Consider the following 21,283-nt stretch of genomic DNA (forward strand, 5'->3'; position numbering starts at 1 on the left):
TGCCGGGTCGGTTTTATTCCCGAGGACCTGTATATACAGGTGGGCGCCAGATAACTGAACCAGGGCTCAGACAGAGCCAGCTCCCTCGGATTTGCTTAAGGCCACTGGAATGTAAACGTCAGTCGCGCAGGGCAGAACCCGCCACTCCCCCCAGATAGGGTGCATGGGGTGGGGCGGCAAGGGGGTGCGGTGCTAGTTTGCACTGTCGTCGGGCAGAAACCCGTAGGCACGCAGCTCATCCGGCACCAGCACATAGATTTCCTGCGGCGGGGTGACGAGCGCGTGCTGCATTACCAGCGGGTCGATGCCCATCTGGTCGAGGTAGCGCATCACCTCGCCCTGTCCGCGCTGGATATCCTCGACGGCGACGAAGGCGGGCAGCAGGGTGTTTTCGCCAAAGTAATGCTGGTGCACCCCGACGGAGGCGGTATCGGGGATGGTACGCGCGGTGCCCGCGGCCAGCAGGTAGGGGCAGGCGGAATAGCAGATGTCACCATCGCGCATTTCGGTCGCCAGTGCCCGCGCGCGCAGGCCGCGCCCAAGCACCAGCGCATCGCGGACCGAGCCGCCCGGCGAGTTGAGGATCACCCGTTCGGGCGTCTGAGACAGGGCGTCGAGCTGTTTGAGGATCCGCTCTGCGTCACCGCCCGAAATGCCCCCTTCGAGCAGGACCGCCGCGCCACCCGACACCGGCGTCAGGGCGAGCCGGTCGGCGAAGGGTTCGGTGGGCATGGGTTGGCCCCCCGGCGGGGCGCGGTCGGGCGAAAAGCGGCGGGTCTGGTCGCCGGGGCGGATGGGTTCGGTCAGCTCGGGCGCTTTGGGTCCGAAGCGCGGCAGGGCAAAGCCGTTCTGCACGTCGCCCAGAAACAGCACGCCCGCCAGCACCAGTTGGAACACCAGCACGCCCATGAGCACCTGACCGACGCGGTTGCGCGGTTTGGGGGGAACCGCGTCGGTCATTCGGCGGCGGGTTTGGGTTTGGGCAGCGGCGTCGGGTCGGCCGGGTGCGCTTGCGTGCCGTCCATGTCGCGCTCGATTTCCTGCATCACCTTCATGGCGGCGCGCAGTTCGGCCAGCGTCAGGCTGTCTTCGACGGCGGTGCCCTCGCGGCCCGTGCGGATCGCGCTTTGGGTGATGGCGAGGATGAACACCAGCACCGCGGGCAGCAGGTCAATCGCGATGGCCCCCGCCCAGGACGGCACGAAGTTGCGGGCGTAAAGGATCACCGCATCGGCCGAGGAAATCGGGGTGTAGGTGGTGTCGGGCGGCGGCGGGGTGGCCAGCACGGCCTGTGCGGCACGCTCCAGCGTGGTGGCGCGTTGGGCCAGAACCTCGAGCACGGAGGTGATGGTGGCGGCCTGATCGGTGCGGGTTTCGGCGCTGCGCCCGTCGAGTTCGGGCAGCACCACGGAGGCCGAAAGGTCCTGCGCGGCCCGTTCCACGAGGGACGCCACCGACAGTTGCCGCAATTGGGTGATCAAGCCCGCGAGCCGCACCGCCTGTTCGGAGAATTCGACCGAGCGGGCCTCGACCGGGCCGGGTTCGACGGTGAGCGCGCGCATGCGGCTGAGGATGGCGTTGCCTTCGGCGAAGGCCGATTGCACCAGCGGGGCCTGGCTTGCGATCTGTGCCTCGAGGCCCGCGAGTTCGGAGGATTTCTGCCGCAGCACGCGGAACACCGCGCCGCGCCCCGCGAGGCCGGAGAGGTTGCCGGTGGCTTCCTGTTCCGACAGATCCTCGAAGGACTGGCGGACGCGGGCCACGTCGCGTTCGAGCCCCTGTGCCTGCAAGGCGATTTCGTGGCTGCGTTCGAGCGAGGACTGGTAGTCCTGCACCGTTTTGGCCAGATGCTGTTCCACGGCGGCGGACCCGGCAAGGGCGGCGGCGTTCAGCCAGCTCGACATGGCGATGATTGCCAGTGATCCCAGCCCCATCGCCCCCATCAGCCGCACCCGCGCGCCGGTGCCGCGTACCGCCGGGTAAAGCCGCAGCATGTAGGACCAGAACACGAAAATGCCCACCGAAACCGCCACCGAATAGGCAATCGCCGCAAAGGCCGACATGGCCCCGTTTTCATCGAGCAGCGACGACACCCCCAGATAGGTATAGATGCCCGATGCGACCGCCAGCACCCCCAGTGCGGTGCCCGAAAACGTATCGAGCCAAGTCAGGTGGCCTTCGAGTTCGCGGGCATAGCGCACGCCGCGTGCCTTGGCGGTCTGGTCTTTGGCATCGGTCATGGGGCGGCTCCTGTGGATCGTTCGCCATGAGATAGGTGTAGCGGGCCAAAAGACCAAGCGGCGGGCAGCGCACTTGCCAAATGTTCACCATATGTTCATAAATGTCCGCATGAACGAAATCATCCAGACCTACCAGCCCGGGCAGCTGTTGCAGCGGGGCGTGTCGCGCCATCTGGCCTCGCACGGGTTTGCCTGTGTCGAGGAGCTTGTGCCGACGCGGGGGCTCAGGGTGGATGTCATGGCACTGGGGCCGAAGGGCGAAATCTGGGTGGTGGAGTGCAAGTCCAGCCGTGCCGATTTTACGTCCGACCAGAAGTGGCAGGGCTATCTGGAATGGGCGGACCGGTTCTTTTTCGCTGTTAACGAGCATTTCCCGACCGAGTTGCTGCCCGAAGATCAGGGATTGATCATTGCCGACGGATATCACGCCGAAATCCTACGCATGGCGCCCGAAACCAAACTCGCGCCCGCGCGGCGCAAGGTGATGGTGCAGAAGTTCGCGGTCCACGCGGCCCGCAGGTTGCAGGCGCTGCGCGATCCGGGCATGACCCCGGAGTGGGATTAGCCCTTTTTGCCGCCCATCTGTGCGGCGCGGCCCGCGGCGGCCATGATTTCCTCGGCGATCTCGTTGGCTTCGTCGGGGGTGAAATCCATCGGGATTTCCAGCCCGTCGCCTTCGATGAACAGACGGACCATGCCCTGATCGGTCGGACCGATTTGCAGGTTGGCTTCGATGTCGCGTTCGGTGTTGATGCCCATGGCCGATTTCCTTTGTCCGGTGGGCCGCATCGCTACCGTGCAGCGCCTTGAAAGGCAAGACGGATCGGCGTTAGGCTCGGGGGATGGAGCCGATCACCCTGCGCCCTTTCGTGCCTGCCGACCGCGACTGGCTGGTGGAGGCGCACGCCGTCCACTATGCCCGTGACGAAGGGTTTGATGCCAGTTTCGGCGTGCTGGTGGGGCAAATTCTGGATGATTTCATCGCCGCGCCCGCGCGTGCGGATGAACGCGGCTGGATCGCGTGGCAGGACGGTGTCCGGCTGGGCAGTATTTTCTGCGTCTGGCTAGATGCGCGGACGGCCAAGCTGCGGCTTTTCTTGCTGACCCCCGGCGCGCGGGGGCAGGGATTGGGCCAAAAGCTGCTGGACACCTGCACCGGATTCGCGGCCGCGCGGGGCTATGCGGGGATGCAGTTGTGGACCCACAAAAGCCACGCGGCGGCCTGTGCGCTGTACCGGCGCAACGGCTGGCGGCTGGTCGCCGAAAAGCCGGTGGTTTCGTTTGGAAAACCGAATATCGAGCAGACTTACGCGATTTCATTTTGAAGGCATTTGGGCGGGGCAAAGGGGTTGCAATCCCTGTTTGGCGGGGCTAAATCCCTCTTGCGTGCCGCCTTAGCTCAGTAGGTTAGAGCGCTTGATTGTGGATCAAGAGGTCCCTGGTTCGAGACCAGGAGGTGGTACCATCCTTCCCCCGTCTGCCGCAAAGCTGCCCCGCGTGCCGCGGTGTTTCAGTCAATCTGCAGGGTTTGGCGCAATTGCCCGCTGAGCCGGTCGAAAATCAGGATTTCATCGGCGTCGGTCACGACAGCGTACCAATCGGCGGCCTGGGTAAAGGCCACCGGTTTGGCCCCATCGGGCAGGGTGATCTGATCGGGCAGGGTGGGAGTGTCACGGTTGAGGCGGGTGACAAGCAGTCCGATCACGAGTATCACGCCGCAAATCATCACCGCCGTCAGCACCGTTACCAACCGTCGCAGAAAGCGCAGGTTGGCCGGTTCGGAGAAATCATTCATGTCGTCGCACCGCCGTATTACATTTTGCCTGTCCGAAGACCCGCCCAAACGTCTTGATAAGGCGCTTGCGCGTGATGTGCCAGAGGCGGCGGCACTGTCGCGCACGCGTCTGGCGCGTCTGGTCGATGCAGGTGCGGTGCAGATCGACGGGACGGTGGTGCGCGATCCGCGCGCCGTGGTTGCCGCCGGCGCCGATGTGGTGATCACCGTGGAGGAGGCCGAGGAGAGCCATATCCTGCCCGAAGCGATCGCGCTCGATATCGTTTACGAGGATGATGACCTGATCGTGGTCAACAAACCGGCGGGCATGGTGGTGCATCCCGCCCCCGGCAGCCCGGGTGGCACGCTGGTGAATGCGCTTTTGCATCATTGCGGCGATGATCTGTCGGGCGTGGGGGGCATGAAGCGCCCCGGTATCGTCCACCGCATCGACAAGGAAACATCGGGCTTGCTGGTGGTGGCCAAAAGTGACGCCGCCCACCACGGGTTGGCCAAGCAGTTCGAGGCCCACACGGTGGAGCGCTATTATCAGGCGCTGGTCTACGGGGTGCCCGATGCCAATGATCCGCGGTTGCGTGGTGTTAAGGGCGTCAATTTTGAGACGGGAAATATTCTCAAGCTCACGACCCAGCTGGCGCGCCACAAGACCGACCGCCAGCGGCAGGCGGTGTTGTTTCAGGGCGGCAAACATGCGGTGACCCGCGCGCGCACCCTGCGCCGGTTCGGCACGCCGCCGGTCATCGCGTTGATGGAATGCTGGCTGGAGACGGGGCGCACGCACCAGATCCGTGTGCATATGACCCATGCCGGTCACGGGCTGGTGGGTGATCCGACCTATGGTGGCAAGCGCAAGATCGCCAAAACCGCGCTGGCCGAGCCGCTTGCCGAGGCGGTGCGCGCCTTTGACAGGCAGGCGTTGCATGCGGCGGTTCTGGGGTTTGTGCATCCGGTGAGCGGGGCCGATATGCGTTTCGAGGCGCCTTTGCCCGATGATATGGCGCAGCTGCTTGATCTGCTTGCCCCGGCCGAAGCCCGCGCCTGACACATATCGCACAAGCATGTGACACGTACGCCGGGATCATTTTGCGTTAACGATCGTTAGTGTAATGTAAATTCGAAACCGGGATGTCCGATCTTGTAAAGCGGACCGGCGCCCCCCATATCCAATGTTAAGCGCAATAACATGCGCCCCGAATACAGGGATGAAGGGATAGAAAATGGCCAATTACGCAAATCTGCCAGCCCCCACGCCGGAAGGCGGTCTGAACCGCTATATGCAGGAAATCCGCAAGTTTCCGCTGCTCGAGCCTGAGCAGGAATACATGCTGGCCAAGCGCTGGGTCGAGGAGCAGGACACCGAGGCCGCGCACCAGATGGTCACGTCGCACCTGCGTCTCGCGGCGAAGATCGCCATGGGGTACCGCGGCTATGGACTGCCGCAGGCCGAAGTGATTTCGGAGGCCAACGTCGGTTTGATGCAGGCGGTCAAGCGGTTCGACCCCGAGAAAGGGTTCAGGCTCGCGACCTATGCGATGTGGTGGATCCGTGCATCCATTCAGGAGTATATTCTGCGGTCGTGGTCTTTGGTCAAGCTGGGGACGACGAGCGGGCAGAAGAAGCTGTTTTTCAACCTGCGCAAGGCCAAGAACAAGATCGGCGCGTTGGAGGAGGGCGATCTGCGCCCCGAAAACGTCGAGAAGATCGCCACCCAGTTGGGTGTGACCGAGGCGGAAGTGATTTCGATGAACCGGCGCATGTCGGGCGGGGACGCATCGTTGAACGCGACGGTGGGCTCCGAAGGCGAAGGCACGATGCAGTGGCAGGACTGGCTCGAGGATGAGGATGCAGATCAGGCGGGCGATTACGAGGCCCGCGATGAGCTGGAGACCCGTCGCGAGATGCTGGCCGAGGCGCTGGACGTGTTGAACGATCGCGAGAAGGATATCCTGACCCAGCGCCGTTTGTCGGACGAGACGGTGACGCTGGAGGATCTGTCGGGTCAGTATGACGTGAGCCGCGAGCGTATTCGCCAGATCGAGGTCCGTGCGTTCGAAAAGCTGCAAAAGCGCATGCGTGAGTTGGCCCGTGAAAAGGGCATGACGCCCGCCGCCCAGTAAGCGGCATGATGAGCGCCGCCCTCCGGACATCGGGGGGCGGTTTTACTGTGGGGCTTTGCCCCCTTGGCCCGGTGGGCCAATTCCCCCAGAGTTTACTCGGCAAGATGAAGGCCATGGGTGCGTGGTTGGCGCGGGCGCGCGCTGTGCTAGGGTGTTGGTCACAAACCACAGGAGTGTCGTATGGCAGGCGGATGGACCCGCGATGGTGCGGTATCGGAGCAGATCGAGGCGTCGATCAACGATGAGTTGGCGCGGTTGAAGGCGCGCCGCGGCCCACAGGGCGAAAGCGCCACACATTGTGCCGAATGCGAGGAACCGATCCCCGAGGCGCGCAGGCAGGCGGTGCCGGGGGTCAAGCCCTGCGTTGACTGTGTGGCCGCGCGCGATGCGCGTCCGCAGGCCCGCGGCGGGTTCAACAGGCGGGGATCGAAGGACAGCCAGTTGAAGTAGCGGGTTGCGTCGGCCGGTGGGTCGGGGTGACGAGGGGGGATGTGCGTGCGCATCATGTGTCTGAATGGCTGGGGCGGGAAAATGGCTGATGATCTGCTGCGCTATGTGGTGCAGGCGGGGCCGGATATCCTGTGCCTGCAGGAGGTCATCCACGGCCCCGCGACCCAAGAGGCGTGGCTGACTTACCGCGACAGGACACATGTGTTGCCGCAGCGGGCGAATTTTTTTTGCGGATGTGTGTGGAGCCTTGCCCGATCATGCGGCGTTTTTCTGTCCCGCAGCGCAGGGTGTGCTTTGGCACGGTGACACCACGGTGCCGTCGCAGTGGGGGCTGGCGACGTTCGTGCGCCGGTCAATACCGGTGATCGGACAGGTGCAGGGGTTTGTGCACAAGGAATATGGCGCGGATGGCTATGGCGATCATCCCCGATCCCGCAGTGCGCATGGGGTGCGGGTGTATGACCACGACGCTGCGCGCGCGGTGAGTGTCACGCATATGCACGGGTTGCGCGATTTGCGCGGCAAGATGGATACGCCGGCGCGTGCCGATCAGGCCCGCAAACTGCGCGATATTGCGCGACAGGTGTCGGCACCGGGCGATTTGCGCATCGTCTGCGGTGATTTCAATGTGCAGCCCGACAGCGAAACACTCGCGATACTGGGCCGTGACGGGCTGACCGATCTGGTCACACGGGGCGGATTTCTCACGACCCGCAGTGCGCATTACACCAAGCCGGGCAAATTTGCCGATTACATGATGGTCAGCGATCCGTATGCCGTCAGACGTTTTGATGTGGTCGCCGCGCCGGAGGTGTCGGACCACTTGCCGCTTGTGCTCGAGATTTGAGCGGTGATGCGGGCCTGTGCCGGGCCCGCACCCTTTTTGCCGTCAGTCTTCCATCGCTTCCAGTTCGTCGATGAAGCCCGAAATCATCGACAGGCCCTTGTCCCAGAACGCAGGATCGGAGGCGTCGAGACCGAAGGGAGCGAGAAGCTCCTTGTGGTGTTTCGAGCCGCCCGCCTTGAGCATGTCGAAGTATTTCTCCTCGAAGCCTTCCTCGCCTTCGGCGTAGACGGCATAGAGCGCGTTTACCAGACCGTCGCCAAAGGCGTAGGCGTAGACGTAGAAGGGTGAGTGGACGAAGTGGGGGATGTAGGCCCAGAAAGTCTCGTACCCTTCCATGAATTCGAAGGCGGGGCCGAGGGATTCGGCCTGCACCGACATCCACAGCGCGTTGATGTCTTCGGGCGTCAGCTCTCCGCCGCGGCGTGCCGCGTGCAGTTTGCACTCGAAATCGTAGAACGCGATCTGCCGCACGACGGTGTTGATCATGTCTTCGACCTTGCCCGCCAGCAGCACCTTGCGTTCGGTTTGCGTCTTGGCCCCGTCGAGCATTTTGCGGAAGGTGAGCATTTCGCCGAAAACGGAGGCCGTTTCGGCCAGCGTGAGCGGGGTGGAGGAGAGCATTTCGCCCTGTCCGGCGGCCAGCACCTGATGCACCCCGTGGCCCAGTTCGTGCGCGAGTGTCATCACGTCGCGCGGTTTGCCCAGATAGTTGAGCATCACGTACGGGTGCACGTCCGTCACGGTGGGATGGGCAAAGGCACCCGGCGCCTTGCCGGGTTTTACGCCCGCGTCGATCCAGCCGTCGGTAAAGAAGGGTTTGGCCAGCTCGCCCATGCGGGAATCGAACGCGGAATAGGCGTCCATCACGGTGCGTTCGGCGGCGGCCCAATCGACGATTTTCGGGTCTTCCATCGGCAAGGGCGCGTTACGGTCCCAGACCTGCATCACGTCGAGACCGAGCCATTTGCGTTTCAGCTCATAGTACCGGTGGCTGAGTTTGGGGTAGGCGTTGACGACCGCGTTGCGCAGGGCCTCGACCACCTCGGGTTCGACCTGATTGGACAGGTGGCGGCCGGTTTGGGCCGTTTCCATGCCGCGCCAGCGGTCGATGATTTCCTTTTCCTTGGCTTGCGTGTTGTGCACGCGGGCAAAGGTTTTGACGTTGTTCTGGAACACTGCGGCCAGTTCGCGCGCGCCCGCCTCGCGGCGGCTGCGCTCGGGGTCGGTCAGCAGGTTCAGCGTGCCCTCGATCCCCATGATTTCACCGTCCACGTCGAATTCCAGACCCGCGATGGTTTCGTCGAACAGCCGTTCCCACGCGTCGCCCACCACGCCCAGATCGTGCATGAATTTCTCGAGCTCGTCGCTGAGTTGGTAGGGTTGCATGGCGCGGATGCGGTCGAAGATGGGTTTGTAGCGCGCCAGATCGGCGTTTTGCGCCAGCAGCCCGTCGAGGTGGTCGGTGTCGAGCTTGTTCAGCTCGAGCGTGAAGAACACCAGCGGCGTGGTGATATTGGTGATCTTTTCCTGGCAATCGGACATGAATTTGGCGCGTCCGCCGTCGGTCGTCTGCTGGTAGTAGCGCAGCCCCGCAAACGACATGATGCGGCCCGCGATCTGGTTGATCTTTTCGTTGCGCAGCACGCACTCCAGCAGACCCGCCGCGTCGAGTTCGGCCAGTTTGCCTTCGTAGTCGGCGGCAAAGCTGTTGCAGGCCTGCTCGAGCCAGTCGAGATCACGCTTCAGTTCTGCCGCGTCCTCGCCGGTGTAGAGATCATCGAGGTTCCATTCGGGCAGATCGCCCAACGGCTGTGCGCCCGCAGAGGCATTGGCGTCGCGCACGGGGAAGGGAAGCTGAAACATCGGTGATCCTTTTGACTGTGGGTGCCCCATAGGTAGGGGGCCACCGGTGCGGGGGCAAGCGGTGGCGGGGCAGCGATGGGATTAAAAACGGAACAAATTTGCGGGGGTGTCGCACAGGATGCGGGTGCGGGTCGCGTCATCGGGCACAACCCTGTCGAATGCGTCCAGAAGGGCGGCGGCATCGGGCATTGCCGTACCGTTGAGCATCAGGTGGGGCCAGTCGCTAGCCCAGAGGCATCTTTCGGGATTGGCGGCAATCAGGCGTGACACCAGCGCGTCAGCGTCGGTGTAGGGCGCATCGCACATCCGGTAGAGGGCCGAGAGTTTGACGAAAGCGTGCCCGTCTGCCAGCAACCCGCAGAGCGTGTCGATCCCGGAGCCGTTTGGATCAAGCCCGTCCGAGGGCCAAGCGACATGGTCGAAAACCACCGGGCAGGGCAGAGCCCGCACGTCGGCGGCAATATCGGCCATGTGGCGATCGGCGTGGCAGAGCATCTGGATGTGCAGCCCCCGTTCGGCGAGCGCGGGCGCCATGGCGCGCGCACCGTCCCATGTCAGCACCCCGCCGTGCACGTAATTGAGCCGCACCGCGTCCATGTTCCAATCGGTGAACTGGTCGATCTGTGCCTCGGTCGCGCCATCGGGCAGCAACCCCACGCCCCGTGCCACACCCCCCATGCGGCGCACCGCTTCGACGGTCACGCTGTTGTCAGTGCCGTAAAGGATGGAATGCACGATCACCGCGCGGGTCAGCCCCAGCGTATCGAGATGTTCACGGAAAAGCGCCAGCCAGCCGTCGAGCGTGGGGCCGGGGGCGGGGTTTTCGACCCTTCCGTCCCATAAGGCATATTCGTCACACCCCGCGACCAGATGCACATGGGCGTCCACCGCGCCGGGGGGCGGGGCTTTGGCGGGGGCGCGTGGTTCGGGGGGCATTATCGCGTCGGGTTTACCCATAGGTGGCCAGCATGTCCTTGAGATCGTCGAGTGTGTTGGCCTCGGCCAGTGGTTTGTCCTGCCGCCAGCGTAGCATGCGCGGAAAGCGCAGCGCCACGCCGGATTTGTGGCGGGGGGAGGCCTGTATCCCCTCGAACGCGATTTCGAAGACGTGGTGCGGGGTCACTTGCCGCACGGGGCCGAACCGCTGTTGCGTGTTCTTGCGCACCCAATTCGTGATCTTGCGAAATTCGGCGTCGGTCAGACCGGAGTAGGCCTTGGTGAAGGGCACCAACGCGTCCCCGTCCCAGACGGCAAAGGTGAAATCGGTGAACAGGTTCGCCCGCCGCCCCGATCCCGACTGGGCATAGATCATCACCGCGTCGATCGTCAGCGGCGCGAGTTTCCATTTCCACCAATCGCCCTTTTTGCGGCCCGCAAGATAGGGGCTGTCGGCGCGTTTGAGCATCAACCCTTCGGCGTGGGCATCGCGGGCACCGTCACGGTAGCTGTGCAGATCGGACCAGTCGTCAAAGGGCAGTTGTGGTGACAGGCGCACGGGCGCGTCGGGGGGCAGATCGGCGCATAGCGTTTCAAGCGTGGCACGCCGCTGTGCAAAGGGGTGCTCGCGCATGTCGGCGCCTTGGTGCTCAAGCAGATCATAGGCGTGCAGCACGACCGGCGCGTCGGCCAGCAGCTTTTTCGGGACCGTCTTGCGCCCGATGCGCGGTTGCAGCGTATTGAAGCTGGCCGGATGCGGATCGCTCGCGTGCCAGACCAGCAATTCGCCATCGAGCACGGTGCCGTCGGGCAGATAGTCCACCGCGCGGGCGAGTTCGGGAAAGCGGTCGGTCATCAGCTCTTCGCCCCGCGACCAGACGAAATGTTCGCCCCCGCGCAGGATCAGCTGGCCGCGGATGCCATCCCACTTCCATTCGGCGCGCCAATCAGCGGTGTTCTCCAGCGCCTCGGGCCCGTCCTCGAGCGCGTAGGCCAGATAGAACGGATAGGGGCGCGAAGCGTCGGCGCTGGCGTCCTCGGCTTCGATCAGCGCGTACCATGTCGTATCGTCGGGGTGCCAGTTGCCCATGAGCCGGTGGGCCAGTTCGGCTTCGTCGCGGTCGGTGGCGCGGGCCAGCGCGCGGGTCATCAGTTTCTGGCTGACGCCCACCCGCATGCCGCCGGTGATGAGCTTGTTGAAGATGAAACGCTCCGTCCCGCCAAGGCGCGCCCATGCGTCCAGCACGAAGGCTTTCTTGGCCTCTTCGTCCTGTTTGTAGACCGCGCGCAGATCGGTGATCCATTGTGACAGGGGGCGGTTGTCGGTGGTGGTGTTCGGCGGCAGCACCAGCGCGATGGTTTCAGCCAGATCGCCCACGATCGGGTAGCATTCCTCGAATAGCCACAAAGGGATGCCCGCCACCTCGGCCCCCCATTCGCGCAGCTTGGTCGTGGTTACGGCGCGTTTAGGACGGCGACCGGAGAAGAGCGCGATGGTCCAGATCTTGTCGACCTCGGCGGCATTCTGGAAATAGTCGGCCAGCGCGTTGACCTTGACGGTTGTTTTGGTCGACTGGTCGATGGCGTTGAAGAGATCGGCAAAGGCTCTCATGCGGCTTCGCCCGTGTCGTCCTGCGCGTCGAGGGATTCGCCCTCGAACTGGGTGGGGACGACTTGCGCGTTCCAGCCCTGTTCGTTCAGGTATCGCGCGAAGATATCGGTGTAACCATGCGTTACATATATGTTTTCCGCTTCGGTCTGTCGGAGGGCCCACAGCAGGCCCGCCCAGTCGGCGTGGTCGGAGATGATAAAGCCGCGGTCGCCCGCCCGCCGCCGCCGCACGCCGCGCATCGCCATCCAGCCCGAGGCAAAGCCGCTTTCGAGCGGGCCGAATTTGCGCGCCCACGCAGAGCCGAGCGCCGAGGGCGGTGCCAGCACCATCGCGCCGGGGTGGGTTTTGGCGGTGACGTCCTTGTCGGCCAGCGTGGTGTCGGGCAGCGTGATGTTCTGCCCGCGTAACACGGCGTTGGTATTCTCGATCGCCGTATGGCACAGGATCGGGCCGATGCCGGGGTCCAGCATCGAGATGAGCCGCTGCGCCTTGCCCAGCGAATACGCCCCCAGCATGGCGGTTTTGCCTGCCGCAGCGCAGGCCCGCCACCATCCGTTGATCTCCTCGGCGACGCTGTGCTGCGGGGCCCAGCTGAACACCGGCAGGCCAAAGGTGCTTTCGGTGATGAAATGGTGGCATTTGACCGGCTCGAACGGGGCCGACAGCCCGTCGTCGATCACTTTGTAATCGCCCGACGCCACCCAGATTTCGCCGCCCACCTCGACCCGGATCTGCGCAGAGCCGGGCACGTGGCCCGCGGGATGGAACGACACGGTTGCCCCGCCGATCTGGCGCCGTTCACCGTAGGCGATGCCCTCGGCGGTGATATCCCCCAAGCGGTGGCGCATGACGGGCAGGGCGTCGTGGGTGGCCAGATACCGCCCCATGCCCCAGCGGGCGTGGTCGGCATGGCCGTGGGTGATCAGGGCGCGGTCCACCTGTCGCCACGGATCGATGTAGAAATCACCGGCAGCACAATAGATGCCTTCGGGGGTGAAAGTGAGGACGGGTTGCTGTGTCATGCCACGCAACGTAGCGGGCGGGCGGTGACTAGCCAGTCGCGGTTTGCAGGAAAAGTTTGACCATGTCGTCGAATACCGGACCGCGGATGGCCTCGACCTCCATCAGGATTTCGTGCTCGCCGCCCTCGACGATCTGCAGACGCCCGCCTTTCCAGTTCTCCATGCGGGCGTGGATCCGCGGCACGTCGACGATGCGTTCATTGCTGCCCAGAAAGGTGATGCAGGGCAGATTGGGGGCGGCGCGGCTGGCCAGATGTTTGGTTTCCGACAGCGCCTCGCGCAGCCACGTAAAGCTGGGGCCGCCCAGTTGCAGATCGGGATGCGCCTGTATCTGGTCGATCATCATGTCATACATCTGCTGGTCTGTGGTCAGCATGTTGTCGTCGAAAGGTTCGGTCAGCACATAGGGCGCGACGCTGGTCGAGGGGGGCAGGCGGTGGCCCTGGTTGAGTTTCGGCATTAGGGTCGACAGCACACGCGCGGCAATGCGCATGTGCGGGCTGATGTGGATACCCCACATCGGACCGGTGAAGCAGGCGGCCTGTACCGACAGCCCCTCCATCACGGCACGCAGGCCGATGCAGCCGCCCATGGAGTGCGCCACGAGGAAATAGGGCCGCGGCAGGTTCAGCTCACGCGCGGCGCGCATCACGGTGGCCACGTCTTTCTGATAGTCGGAAAAGCTTTCGACGTGGCCTGTCAGCCGGTCGGGCAACATGCGCGAGGCCAGTCCCTGACCGCGCCAGTCCACCGCGATGGTGGCAAGCCCGCGGGCGGCGAATTCACCCGCCGCGGGCCCGTATTTTTCGACATATTCCGTGCGCCCGGGAAACAGCAGCACCGTGCCGCGGGCGTCCGGTTGGGTCCAGACGCCCAAACGGATCTGCAACCCATCGGATGTGTCGGCCCAATAGGCCGCCGCGGGATCGGGTCCCGGGTGTACATCCGTAAACAGGGGGGCAGGCGTCAGGGGCATCTGAAGTCCGGTTCAGGCCAGAGCGGAGGCCAGTTTCATCGCCATGCCCATATCGCCATCGACGCTGAGCTTGCCGGACATGAAAGCGGACGTCGGGTTGATGTCGCCTTCGATGATGCCGCGGAACGTGTCGGAATCGGCGGACATGGTCACGTCTGCTTCTTCGTCGCCCGCGCGTGCGCCGGCGTCGTCGATCATCACGGCGCCTTCGCCTTCGATGTCGAACTTGGCGGTGCCGCCAATGTCTTCACCCGCCAGCTTTTCGTTCAGCACCTTGACCGCTTCGTTCACAATATCGCTCATCTTAAGCCCTTTTTTGGCAAATGGTGACGGACATCTCTGGAATTGCGCCCCCCACCTGTTACATTCACTGTTGTTATGCGTATCCCGACCGTCAACCTCAAACATACCGTTACGGCACTTGGCCTGACTTTGTTGCTTGTTGGTCCCGTCATGGGGCAACAGGATACGCAGGAATTGCTCGAGACGTTGCGCACGGCGACGCCGGAGGGGGCCTCTGCGGCCGAGCGCAATCTGGAGCGGGCGTGGTCGAAATCGGGATCGGCGGCGATGGATCTGCTCCTCAAGCGCGGGCGCGACGCGCTGGCGACCGGTGATATCGACAAGGCCATCGACCATCTGACCGCGCTGACGGACCATGCGCCGGATTTCGCCGAAGGCTATCACGCCCGTGCCACCGCGTTCTTCCGCGCCGAAATGTACGGTCTGGCGCTGGATGATCTGGAGATGGCGCTGGCGCTGAACCCCGATAATTTCAACGCGATTTTCGGGCTGGCGGTGATTTTTGCCGAATTGGGCGACGCACGCCGCGCGGCAAGTCTCTACCGGCGGGTTCTGGCGTTGAACCCGCACCACGAAAATGCCACCAAGGCGCTGGATGCGCTGCGCGCGCAGGGCATTGGACGTACTCTCTGATCTGGATTGGAAGTTGCGGTGAACACGCAAGGACGGATCGTGGCCGTATTGGGCCCGACCAACACAGGCAAGACGACATACGCGATCGAGCGCATGCTGGGCCACCGGTCCGGGATCATCGGGTTACCGCTGCGGCTGCTGGCGCGCGAGGTGTATGACCGCATCGTCGCGGCGCGCGGCCCGTCGGTGGTGGCGCTGGTCACCGGCGAGGAACGCATCGTGCCGCCGCGCACGCAATACTGGGTCTGCACCGTTGAAGCGATGCCCGAGGGCATGGGCGCGGATTTCGTGGCGGTCGACGAAATACAATTGTGCGCCGATCCGGAGCGGGGCCACGTGTTTACCGACCGTCTGCTGCGGATGCGCGGCCTGCACGAGACGCTGTTCATGGGGGCCGACACCATGCGCGGCACCATTGCGGCGCTGGTCCCCGAAGCGCAGTTCGTCAAGCGAGAACGGATGAGCCAGCTGACCTATGCAGGTCAGAAAAAGATAAGCCGGATGCGCCCGCGCAGTGCGATTGTCGGATTTTCGGTTGAGAATGTATATGCGATTGCCGAGCTGATCCGCCGCCAGAAAGGCGGTGCGGCGGTGGTCATGGGTGCCCTCAGCCCGCGGACCCGCAATGCGCAGGTCGACATGTACCAGAACGGTGAGGTCGATTATCTGGTGGCGACCGATGCCATCGGCATGGGCCTGAACCTCGACGTGGATCACGTGGCGTTTTCATCGCTGAGCAAATTCGACGGTCGCCGGATGCGCCCGCTTGCGCCCAATGAACTGGCCCAGATTGCCGGCCGGGCGGGGCGCGGGATGAAGCACGGCACCTTTGGCGTCACCGGCGATGCGCGGCCCCTAGACGACGGGGTCGCCCGTGCGATCATGGATCACCAGTTCACGCCGCAGAACAAGATCAACTGGCGCAATCCCGCCCTGCAATTCGGCAGCATCGACCGGTTGATCATGTCGCTGGAAGTCGCACCGGACGACGAGCGGTTGGTCAAGGCCCGCGAGGCCGACGACCTGCGTGCCCTCAAGGCGCTGTCGGATGATGCGGAAATCACGGCGCGCTGTACCGACGGCCCGTCGGTGCGATTGCTGTGGGATGTGTGCCGCATTCCCGACTTTCGTGGCATCAGCCATGCCGAGCATGCGAACCTGCTGGAGGTCATATTCAACCACCTGCACCAGCGCGGATCCATCCCCGACGATTGGCTGGCGCGGCAAATAAAACGGATTGATCGAACCGATGGCGACATTGATGCGTTGTCTAAACGACTGGCCTTTATCCGCACATGGACCTACGTCACCCAGCGCAAAGGGTGGACGAATGACGAAACCCATTGGCGCGGCGAGGCCCGTGTCGTAGAAGACAGACTGTCGGACGCCTTGCACGAACGTCTGACCCAGAGATTTGTAGACCGGCGCACATCCGTGCTTTTGCGCCGGCTAGGACAGAAGGAAGCCATGGTGGCCGAAGTAAACGATACCGGTGAAGTGACCGTCGAAGGCGAATTTGTAGGCAAGCTGGACGGGTTCCGTTTCCGCGCCGACAAGGGCGCAGGCGCGGCCGAGGACAAGACGATCAAGACCGCCGCGCTTCAGGCGTTGGCGCCGCAATTTCATCTGCGGGCGGATCGTTTTTACAACGCACCCGACACCGAGATCGATTTCACCGAGCAGGGGGGCCTGATGTGGGGGTCGTCCGCGGTGGGCAAGCTGGTGGCGGGGTCCGACCCGCTCAAGCCGGACGTCGAGGTTTTCGTGGACGATGTCGCAGGCCCGGAAGTGGCCCAGAAGGTGCAGCGCCGCCTGCAGCACTTTATCGAGCGCAAGGTCGCGGCCCTGTTCGAGCCGTTGATTGCGGTCCAGAAAGACGAAACGCTGACCGGTCTCGCGCGCGGTTTTGCGTTCCGGATGGTCGAGAATTTCGGCATCATCCCGCGGGCGGCCGTGGCAGATGAGGTCAAAGCGCTCGATCAGGACGCACGCGGTGCCTTGCGCAAACATGGCATCCGTTTTGGCCAGTTCACGATTTTCATGCCGCTGCTGTTGAAGCCCGCGCCGACGCGCCTGCGTCTGGTGCTGTGGTCGTTGCAGCAGAAGCTGGGAGAATTCCCTGAATCCCCGCCCCCCGGTCTGGTCACCATTCCGGTCGAGGCGGGCGCACCTGCGGGGGCGGACACGATGGCAGGGTACCGCAACGCGGGCGAACGGGCGATCCGGATCGACATGCTGGAGCGGTTGGCCGACATGCTGCGGGGCGAGGATTCGCGCGGCGGGTTCGAGGCCAAGGCCGACATGCTGTCGATCTCGGGCACCACGCTGGAGCAATTTGCCGTGCTGATGGAAGGGCTGGGCTACCGCGCCGAAAAGGGTGAGCGGGCCAAGGTCAAACCCGCTGACGCGGTCATGCCGCATGACGGCACATTTGAGGCGATGGACCCTGCCGACGACACCGTTGTGGCCGAGAAGGTCGCAGAGGGCGCCGACGACCGGCCCGAGGCCGATGCGCCTGACAAACCGGTGATGGATGTGGCCGCGGAGGAGCCCGCGGGCGGCATCGTGGCCACGCCGGACCCGGACGCGGCAGGCGATATGCCAGAGGAGGTCACCGGCATCGAGGATGCGGGCATCGCGCCCATCGTATCGGAGCCCGCGGAAGACGCGGAAATCGATGCGGCGATCCCCGACATGTCTGAAACCGAAACACCCGTGGGCACGGCGCCCGATGCCGATGTGGCGGGGCCGGATATGGAAGTGTTCTATACCTTCACATGGGGCCGCCAACAGCAGCGCCGCGGGGGCGGTGGCGGCGACGCAAATCGCGGTCGCGGCGGCGGCAAGGGTAAGGGCGGCAAGCCCGGCGGCGCCCCGCGCGGCAAGAAAGGGCCCCGCGACGGCGGCAAGGGCGGCAAGACACAGAACTTCTCTGCCCGACCGCCGAAGAAGGAAAAAGCGATTGACCCTGACAACCCGTTTGCGGCCGCTCTGATGGGCCTCAAAGACGACAAGTGAGCGAGACCGCGCCGGAAAAGCTGCGACTGGATAAATGGTTGTGGTTTGCGCGGTTCTTCAAAACACGTTCCCTGGCGGCCAGTATCGTCGCCGGGGGACAGGTGCGCATCAACGGCACCCCGACGTCGAAACGCGCGGCAACCATCAGCGCAGGTGACGTTCTGACCTTTGCCAAGGACGATCATATTCGCGTGATCCGGATCGACGCCTGCGGCGTCCGGCGTGGCCCCGCGCCCGAAGCACAGGCGCTTTACACCGATTTGTCCCCGCCGGAGCGCAAGGTCAGGGACGAAAACCCGCAAAACCCTGCTTTCGAAGGAAAAGGCCGCCCGACAAAACGCGACCGGCGGCAGCTTGATCTTTCTCGGTCCCGCCACCTTGAATGATCCCGCAGCCTGATTTAGTCAGACAGCACCACAACTCCCGAGAGATTGCCGCATGACCTATATTGTGAATGACGCCTGCATCGCCTGCAAATACACCGACTGTGTCGAGGTATGCCCGGTCGATTGTTTCTACGAAGGCGAGAACATGCTGGTCATCCATCCCGATGAGTGCATCGATTGCGGTGTGTGCGAACCCGAATGCCCCGCCGATGCGATCCGTCCCGACACCGAGCCGGACATGGAAAAGTGGGTCGAGTTCAACCGCAAGTATTCCGAGCTGTGGCCGGTCATCATCACCAAGAAAGATCCGCTGCCGACCGCCGACGACATGGACGGCAAGGAAGGCAAGATGGAGCTGTTTTCCGAAGCCCCCGGCGAGGGTGGCTGAGCGATTCGCGGATACACCTGCGTTCGGCTTCGGTGATCGCAGGAACCCCTGCTATGATGGATATGCGGCCCCGTAGGGCGCCCTTTCGGGGGGGTCGTTTTTGTGGTATACTGCCGCCAATGAACATTGTTTTCGTACATATCGCACCCGCTGCACCCACGCAGCGCAACTGAATTTCCGCAATGCAACGCTCGTGTCGTCGGACCGCCGGTTCGTCGCAGGGGCGTTTTGCTGTGTGACGCGGGACCGGTGCCGCCAGAACAGGAGCTTTGAAAGATGAGCAAGAAGAAACTCGATTTCCGCCCGAACGAATTTGTCGTGTATCCGGCCCATGGTGTGGGGCAGATCATTTCCGTGGAAGAACAGGAAGTTGCGGGCATTTCGCTCGAGCTTTTCGTGATCTCCTTCGAAAAGGACAAGATGACCCTGCGGGTGCCGACGCACAAGGCGACCGAGATCGGGATGCGCGCGCTCAGCTCGCCCGATGTGATCAATCACGCGATGAAGACGCTCAAGGGCAAGGCCAAGGTCAAGCGGGCGATGTGGTCGCGCCGGGCGCAGGAATACGAGCAGAAAATCAACTCGGGCGATCTGATCGCCATCGCCGAAGTGGTCCGCGACTTGCACCGCACCGACGACCAGCGCGAGCAGTCCTATTCCGAACGCCAGCTGTACGAGGCGGCGCTGGAGCGGTTGACCCGCGAAGTCGCGGCCGTGTCGGGTGGTGATGAGCTGGCCGCCGCCAAGCAGGTGGGCGACGTTCTGGACAGCCGCGCCGCCGCGGCCTGATCCGCAGTCAAATCCTCAAATCAGCCGCGTCCGATCGATCGGGCGCGGCTTTTGCGTGACTAGAGCAGCGCGATGCAGCCCAGCAGAACGGTCGCTTCGGCCAGTTGTTGCGTGGCGCCCAGCACGTCACCCGTCTGGCCGCCGATCTTGGCCTTTGACAGCGCGCGCAAGGCGGCCGCCACGCCGAGCACCAGACCAACCAGCACCAGCCCGACCACTCCGGCGCAGATCACGGCCACGACGGCGCCGAGGATCAGCCCTGCCACCACATCGCCACGGCGCACCGTGCCGACGCTTCGCGACAGGCCATCCGTGCGGGCGTGCGACAAGGTGGCCATCACCACAGGCATGGCGGCCCGAGACAGGCTTGCGGCGGCAATCAGCGGCACGGCCCCCATCGGCAGCAACACAACGATCGCGGCCAGCCGCACCAGCGTGACCATCAGCAGCGAAAGCACGCCGTAGGTGCCGATCTGGCTGTCGCGCATGATGTCGAGGCGGCGTTCGGAGGTCATGCCGCCCCAGAACCCGTCAAAAAGATCGGCCAGCCCGTCTTCGTGCATCGCGCCCGTCAGCATCATCATCGCGCCCACGGCCAATGCTGCACAAACCATCGGCGGCAGCGCCAAAGCAGCGGCCGCATCGCCCGCAATCCACCCGACAAAGCCGACCACCACGCCCACCAGCGGATAGGCCCAGACCGCCCGCCCGGCCTGCGCGAAGGCTGCATCGGGCAAATGGGGCAGGGGCAGGCGGGTCAGCAGGACAAAGGCCAGCAGCATTTGCGTGCCTACCGCGTCGCTTTTTTGCACAGGCTTGCCCCTTTCCTCGCTTGTTGCCGGACGTTCTTTGGGTAAACAGGCGCAAAGGGTCTGGCAATGAGGGTTTGTGCGATGGCTGATTTTTCTGATCTTGACGGATTTCGTGTCGCACTGGCCGCGGCGCCGGATGTGGATGCGGCGGCGCGGGCGGGTGCGGCCGAGCGCAACGGACAACTGACCAAGCCTCCCGGTGCGCTGGGTCGGCTGGAGACATTGGCGCAGTGGTATGCGGGATGGCGCGGCGATGCCCGCCCCGAGATCACCGCGCCGCAGATTATCGTATTCGCGGGCAACCACGGTGTCGCGGCGCAGGGTGTGTCGGCGTTTCCGCCAGAAGTGACCGAGCAGATGGTGCTGAATTTCCAGCACGGCGGTGCCGCGATCAACCAGCTGGCCAAAGCCGCGGGCGCACGGCTGGATGTACACGCGCTGGCGCTGGACCGCCCGACGGATGATTTCACCCAAGGCCCGGCCATGTCCGAGACCGATGTCGTTGCCGCCCTGACCGCCGGCTGGGACGCGGTTGATCCGAATGCGGATCTGCTTGTGGTGGGCGAAATGGGGATCGGCAACACGACCCCCGCAGCCGCACTGGCCTGCGCGCTTCTGGGCGGAGAGGCCGGTGACTGGACGGGCCGTGGCACCGGCGTCGATGACGCAGGTCTTGCCAACAAGACACGGGTGGTGGCCGAGGGCGTGGCGCGTCATGCGGGCCACGGCGACGGGGTCGAGACCCTGCGCCGTCTGGGCGGTCGCGAACTGGCGGCAATGGCGGGGGCGATTGCGCGGGCGCGCGGGTTGCGCATTCCTGTCGTGCTTGACGGGTTCATCTGCACGGCGGCGGCGGCCTGTCTGGCGCATACGGCCGCGGGCGCGCTGGATCATTGTATCGCGGGCCACCTGAGCGCCGAAGGGGCGCATGGCCGGTTGCTGGAGGCCTTGGACAAGGCACCGCTTCTGGCGCTGGACCTGCGCCTGGGCGAGGCATCGGGCGCGGCGGTCGCGATTTCGGTCGTGAAGGCCGCGATTGCCTGTCACAGCGGCATGGCGACCTTTGCCGAAGCGGGGGTGAGCGGCGCCTGAGGCG

24 protein-coding genes and 1 tRNA gene are annotated in these 21,283 nt (G+C 64.2%); 14 read left to right on the forward strand and 11 right to left on the reverse strand.

Annotation, left to right across the window (positions count from 1 at the left end; translation table 11 throughout):
- Positions 1–192 precede the first annotated feature (192 nt).
- Both K3756_RS06155 and K3756_RS06160 read right to left on the reverse strand, forming a co-directional pair.
- Entirely contained in the window at positions 193–960 is a 768-nt protein-coding gene (locus tag K3756_RS06155) for a hypothetical protein (RefSeq protein ID WP_259991935.1), read from the reverse strand.
- Positions 957–2,240, reverse strand: coding sequence for a hypothetical protein (locus K3756_RS06160; RefSeq protein WP_259991939.1), 1,284 nt, complete (start codon positions 2,238–2,240; stop codon positions 957–959). The genes K3756_RS06155 and K3756_RS06160 overlap by 4 nt, the downstream gene beginning before the upstream one ends.
- A gap of 109 nt (positions 2,241–2,349) precedes the next feature.
- Here K3756_RS06160 and K3756_RS06165 point away from each other — a divergent pair, with 109 nt between their 5' ends.
- On the forward strand, positions 2,350–2,805 hold the full coding sequence (locus K3756_RS06165; RefSeq protein ID WP_259991940.1) for an MmcB family DNA repair protein: 456 nt from the start codon (positions 2,350–2,352) through the stop codon (positions 2,803–2,805).
- Here K3756_RS06165 and K3756_RS06170 read toward each other — a convergent pair.
- Positions 2,802–2,999, reverse strand: coding sequence for a DUF6324 family protein (locus K3756_RS06170; protein WP_259991942.1), 198 nt, complete (start codon positions 2,997–2,999; stop codon positions 2,802–2,804). The two genes, K3756_RS06165 and K3756_RS06170, sit on opposite strands and share 4 nt — an antisense overlap.
- Before the next feature lie 83 nt (positions 3,000–3,082).
- Between K3756_RS06170 and K3756_RS06175 the strand changes: the two genes are divergently transcribed.
- The gene (locus tag K3756_RS06175; protein ID WP_259991944.1) at positions 3,083–3,565 is read left to right on the forward strand and encodes a GNAT family N-acetyltransferase; all 483 of its coding nucleotides are present in this window, start codon (positions 3,083–3,085) and stop codon (positions 3,563–3,565) included.
- Positions 3,566–3,628: 63 nt separating this feature from the next.
- Positions 3,629–3,705, forward strand: a tRNA-His gene (locus tag K3756_RS06180).
- Between the two features lie 45 nt (positions 3,706–3,750).
- Here K3756_RS06180 and K3756_RS06185 read toward each other — a convergent pair.
- Positions 3,751–4,035, reverse strand: coding sequence for a DUF6476 family protein (locus K3756_RS06185; RefSeq protein WP_259991946.1), 285 nt, complete (start codon positions 4,033–4,035; stop codon positions 3,751–3,753).
- Between K3756_RS06185 and K3756_RS06190 the strand changes: the two genes are divergently transcribed.
- From K3756_RS06190 to K3756_RS06210, 5 genes are all read left to right on the forward strand, one after another.
- Positions 4,034–5,077, forward strand: a complete 1,044-nt coding sequence (locus K3756_RS06190) for an RluA family pseudouridine synthase (protein ID WP_259991948.1) — start codon at positions 4,034–4,036, stop codon at positions 5,075–5,077. The genes K3756_RS06185 and K3756_RS06190 overlap by 2 nt on opposite strands.
- A gap of 175 nt (positions 5,078–5,252) precedes the next feature.
- Complete coding sequence (rpoH, locus tag K3756_RS06195) at positions 5,253–6,152, forward strand: RNA polymerase sigma factor RpoH (RefSeq protein ID WP_259991950.1); 900 nt, start codon at positions 5,253–5,255, stop codon at positions 6,150–6,152.
- A 180-nt stretch (positions 6,153–6,332) separates the two neighbouring features.
- Entirely contained in the window at positions 6,333–6,602 is a 270-nt protein-coding gene (locus K3756_RS06200) for a DksA/TraR family C4-type zinc finger protein (protein WP_259991952.1), read from the forward strand.
- An 81-nt stretch (positions 6,603–6,683) separates the two neighbouring features.
- Positions 6,684–6,908 (forward strand): hypothetical protein, encoded by a 225-nt coding sequence (locus tag K3756_RS06205; protein ID WP_259991955.1) that lies wholly within the window; start codon positions 6,684–6,686, stop codon positions 6,906–6,908.
- Complete coding sequence (locus K3756_RS06210; RefSeq protein WP_259991957.1) at positions 6,892–7,449, forward strand: endonuclease/exonuclease/phosphatase family protein; 558 nt, start codon at positions 6,892–6,894, stop codon at positions 7,447–7,449. The genes K3756_RS06205 and K3756_RS06210 overlap by 17 nt, the downstream gene beginning before the upstream one ends.
- Before the next feature lie 42 nt (positions 7,450–7,491).
- On the opposite strand, the gene K3756_RS06215 is transcribed toward K3756_RS06210, so the two are convergent.
- The 6 genes from K3756_RS06215 to K3756_RS06240 all read right to left on the reverse strand — a co-directional run bounded on the left by K3756_RS06215 (position 7,492) and on the right by K3756_RS06240 (position 14,161).
- The gene (locus K3756_RS06215) at positions 7,492–9,312 is read right to left on the reverse strand and encodes a M3 family oligoendopeptidase (RefSeq protein WP_259991959.1); all 1,821 of its coding nucleotides are present in this window, start codon (positions 9,310–9,312) and stop codon (positions 7,492–7,494) included.
- An 81-nt stretch (positions 9,313–9,393) separates the two neighbouring features.
- Positions 9,394–10,248, reverse strand: coding sequence for an amidohydrolase (locus tag K3756_RS06220; protein ID WP_259991961.1), 855 nt, complete (start codon positions 10,246–10,248; stop codon positions 9,394–9,396).
- 13 nt (positions 10,249–10,261) lie between these two features.
- The gene (locus K3756_RS06225; protein WP_259991963.1) at positions 10,262–11,860 is read right to left on the reverse strand and encodes an ATP-dependent DNA ligase; all 1,599 of its coding nucleotides are present in this window, start codon (positions 11,858–11,860) and stop codon (positions 10,262–10,264) included.
- Entirely contained in the window at positions 11,857–12,882 is a 1,026-nt protein-coding gene (locus K3756_RS06230; RefSeq protein WP_259991966.1) for a ligase-associated DNA damage response exonuclease, read from the reverse strand. Before K3756_RS06230 ends, K3756_RS06225 begins: the two co-directional genes overlap by 4 nt.
- Before the next feature lie 28 nt (positions 12,883–12,910).
- Complete coding sequence (locus K3756_RS06235) at positions 12,911–13,858, reverse strand: alpha/beta fold hydrolase (RefSeq protein ID WP_259991968.1); 948 nt, start codon at positions 13,856–13,858, stop codon at positions 12,911–12,913.
- A gap of 12 nt (positions 13,859–13,870) precedes the next feature.
- Positions 13,871–14,161 carry an SCP2 sterol-binding domain-containing protein gene (locus K3756_RS06240; protein WP_259991970.1) on the reverse strand — a complete coding sequence of 97 codons (291 nt, stop codon included), beginning with the start codon at positions 14,159–14,161 and terminating at the stop codon, positions 13,871–13,873.
- Between the two features lie 75 nt (positions 14,162–14,236).
- On the opposite strand from K3756_RS06240, the gene K3756_RS06245 reads away from it, so the two are divergent.
- The 5 genes from K3756_RS06245 (at position 14,237) to K3756_RS06265 (ending at position 19,375) form a co-directional block, all read left to right on the forward strand.
- Positions 14,237–14,794, forward strand: a complete 558-nt coding sequence (locus tag K3756_RS06245) for a tetratricopeptide repeat protein (protein WP_259991972.1) — start codon at positions 14,237–14,239, stop codon at positions 14,792–14,794.
- An 18-nt stretch (positions 14,795–14,812) separates the two neighbouring features.
- Entirely contained in the window at positions 14,813–17,812 is a 3,000-nt protein-coding gene (locus tag K3756_RS06250) for a helicase-related protein (RefSeq protein WP_409202424.1), read from the forward strand.
- On the forward strand, positions 17,809–18,198 hold the full coding sequence (locus tag K3756_RS06255) for an RNA-binding S4 domain-containing protein (RefSeq protein WP_259991974.1): 390 nt from the start codon (positions 17,809–17,811) through the stop codon (positions 18,196–18,198). The genes K3756_RS06250 and K3756_RS06255 overlap by 4 nt, the downstream gene beginning before the upstream one ends.
- 52 nt (positions 18,199–18,250) lie before the next feature.
- Complete coding sequence (gene fdxA / locus K3756_RS06260; protein ID WP_259991976.1) at positions 18,251–18,586, forward strand: ferredoxin FdxA; 336 nt, start codon at positions 18,251–18,253, stop codon at positions 18,584–18,586.
- Between the two features lie 276 nt (positions 18,587–18,862).
- Complete coding sequence (locus K3756_RS06265) at positions 18,863–19,375, forward strand: CarD family transcriptional regulator (RefSeq protein WP_259991978.1); 513 nt, start codon at positions 18,863–18,865, stop codon at positions 19,373–19,375.
- 59 nt (positions 19,376–19,434) lie between these two features.
- On the opposite strand, the gene cobS is transcribed toward K3756_RS06265, so the two are convergent.
- Positions 19,435–20,187, reverse strand: a complete 753-nt coding sequence (gene cobS / locus K3756_RS06270) for an adenosylcobinamide-GDP ribazoletransferase (RefSeq protein ID WP_259991980.1) — start codon at positions 20,185–20,187, stop codon at positions 19,435–19,437.
- 81 nt (positions 20,188–20,268) lie between these two features.
- Here cobS and cobT point away from each other — a divergent pair, with 81 nt between their 5' ends.
- On the forward strand, positions 20,269–21,279 hold the full coding sequence (gene cobT / locus K3756_RS06275; protein WP_259991982.1) for a nicotinate-nucleotide--dimethylbenzimidazole phosphoribosyltransferase: 1,011 nt from the start codon (positions 20,269–20,271) through the stop codon (positions 21,277–21,279).
- The last annotated feature ends 4 nt before the right edge of the window (positions 21,280–21,283 follow it).

This window comes from Sulfitobacter sp. S190 (assembly GCF_025141935.1).
GTDB lineage: Bacteria > Pseudomonadota > Alphaproteobacteria > Rhodobacterales > Rhodobacteraceae > Sulfitobacter.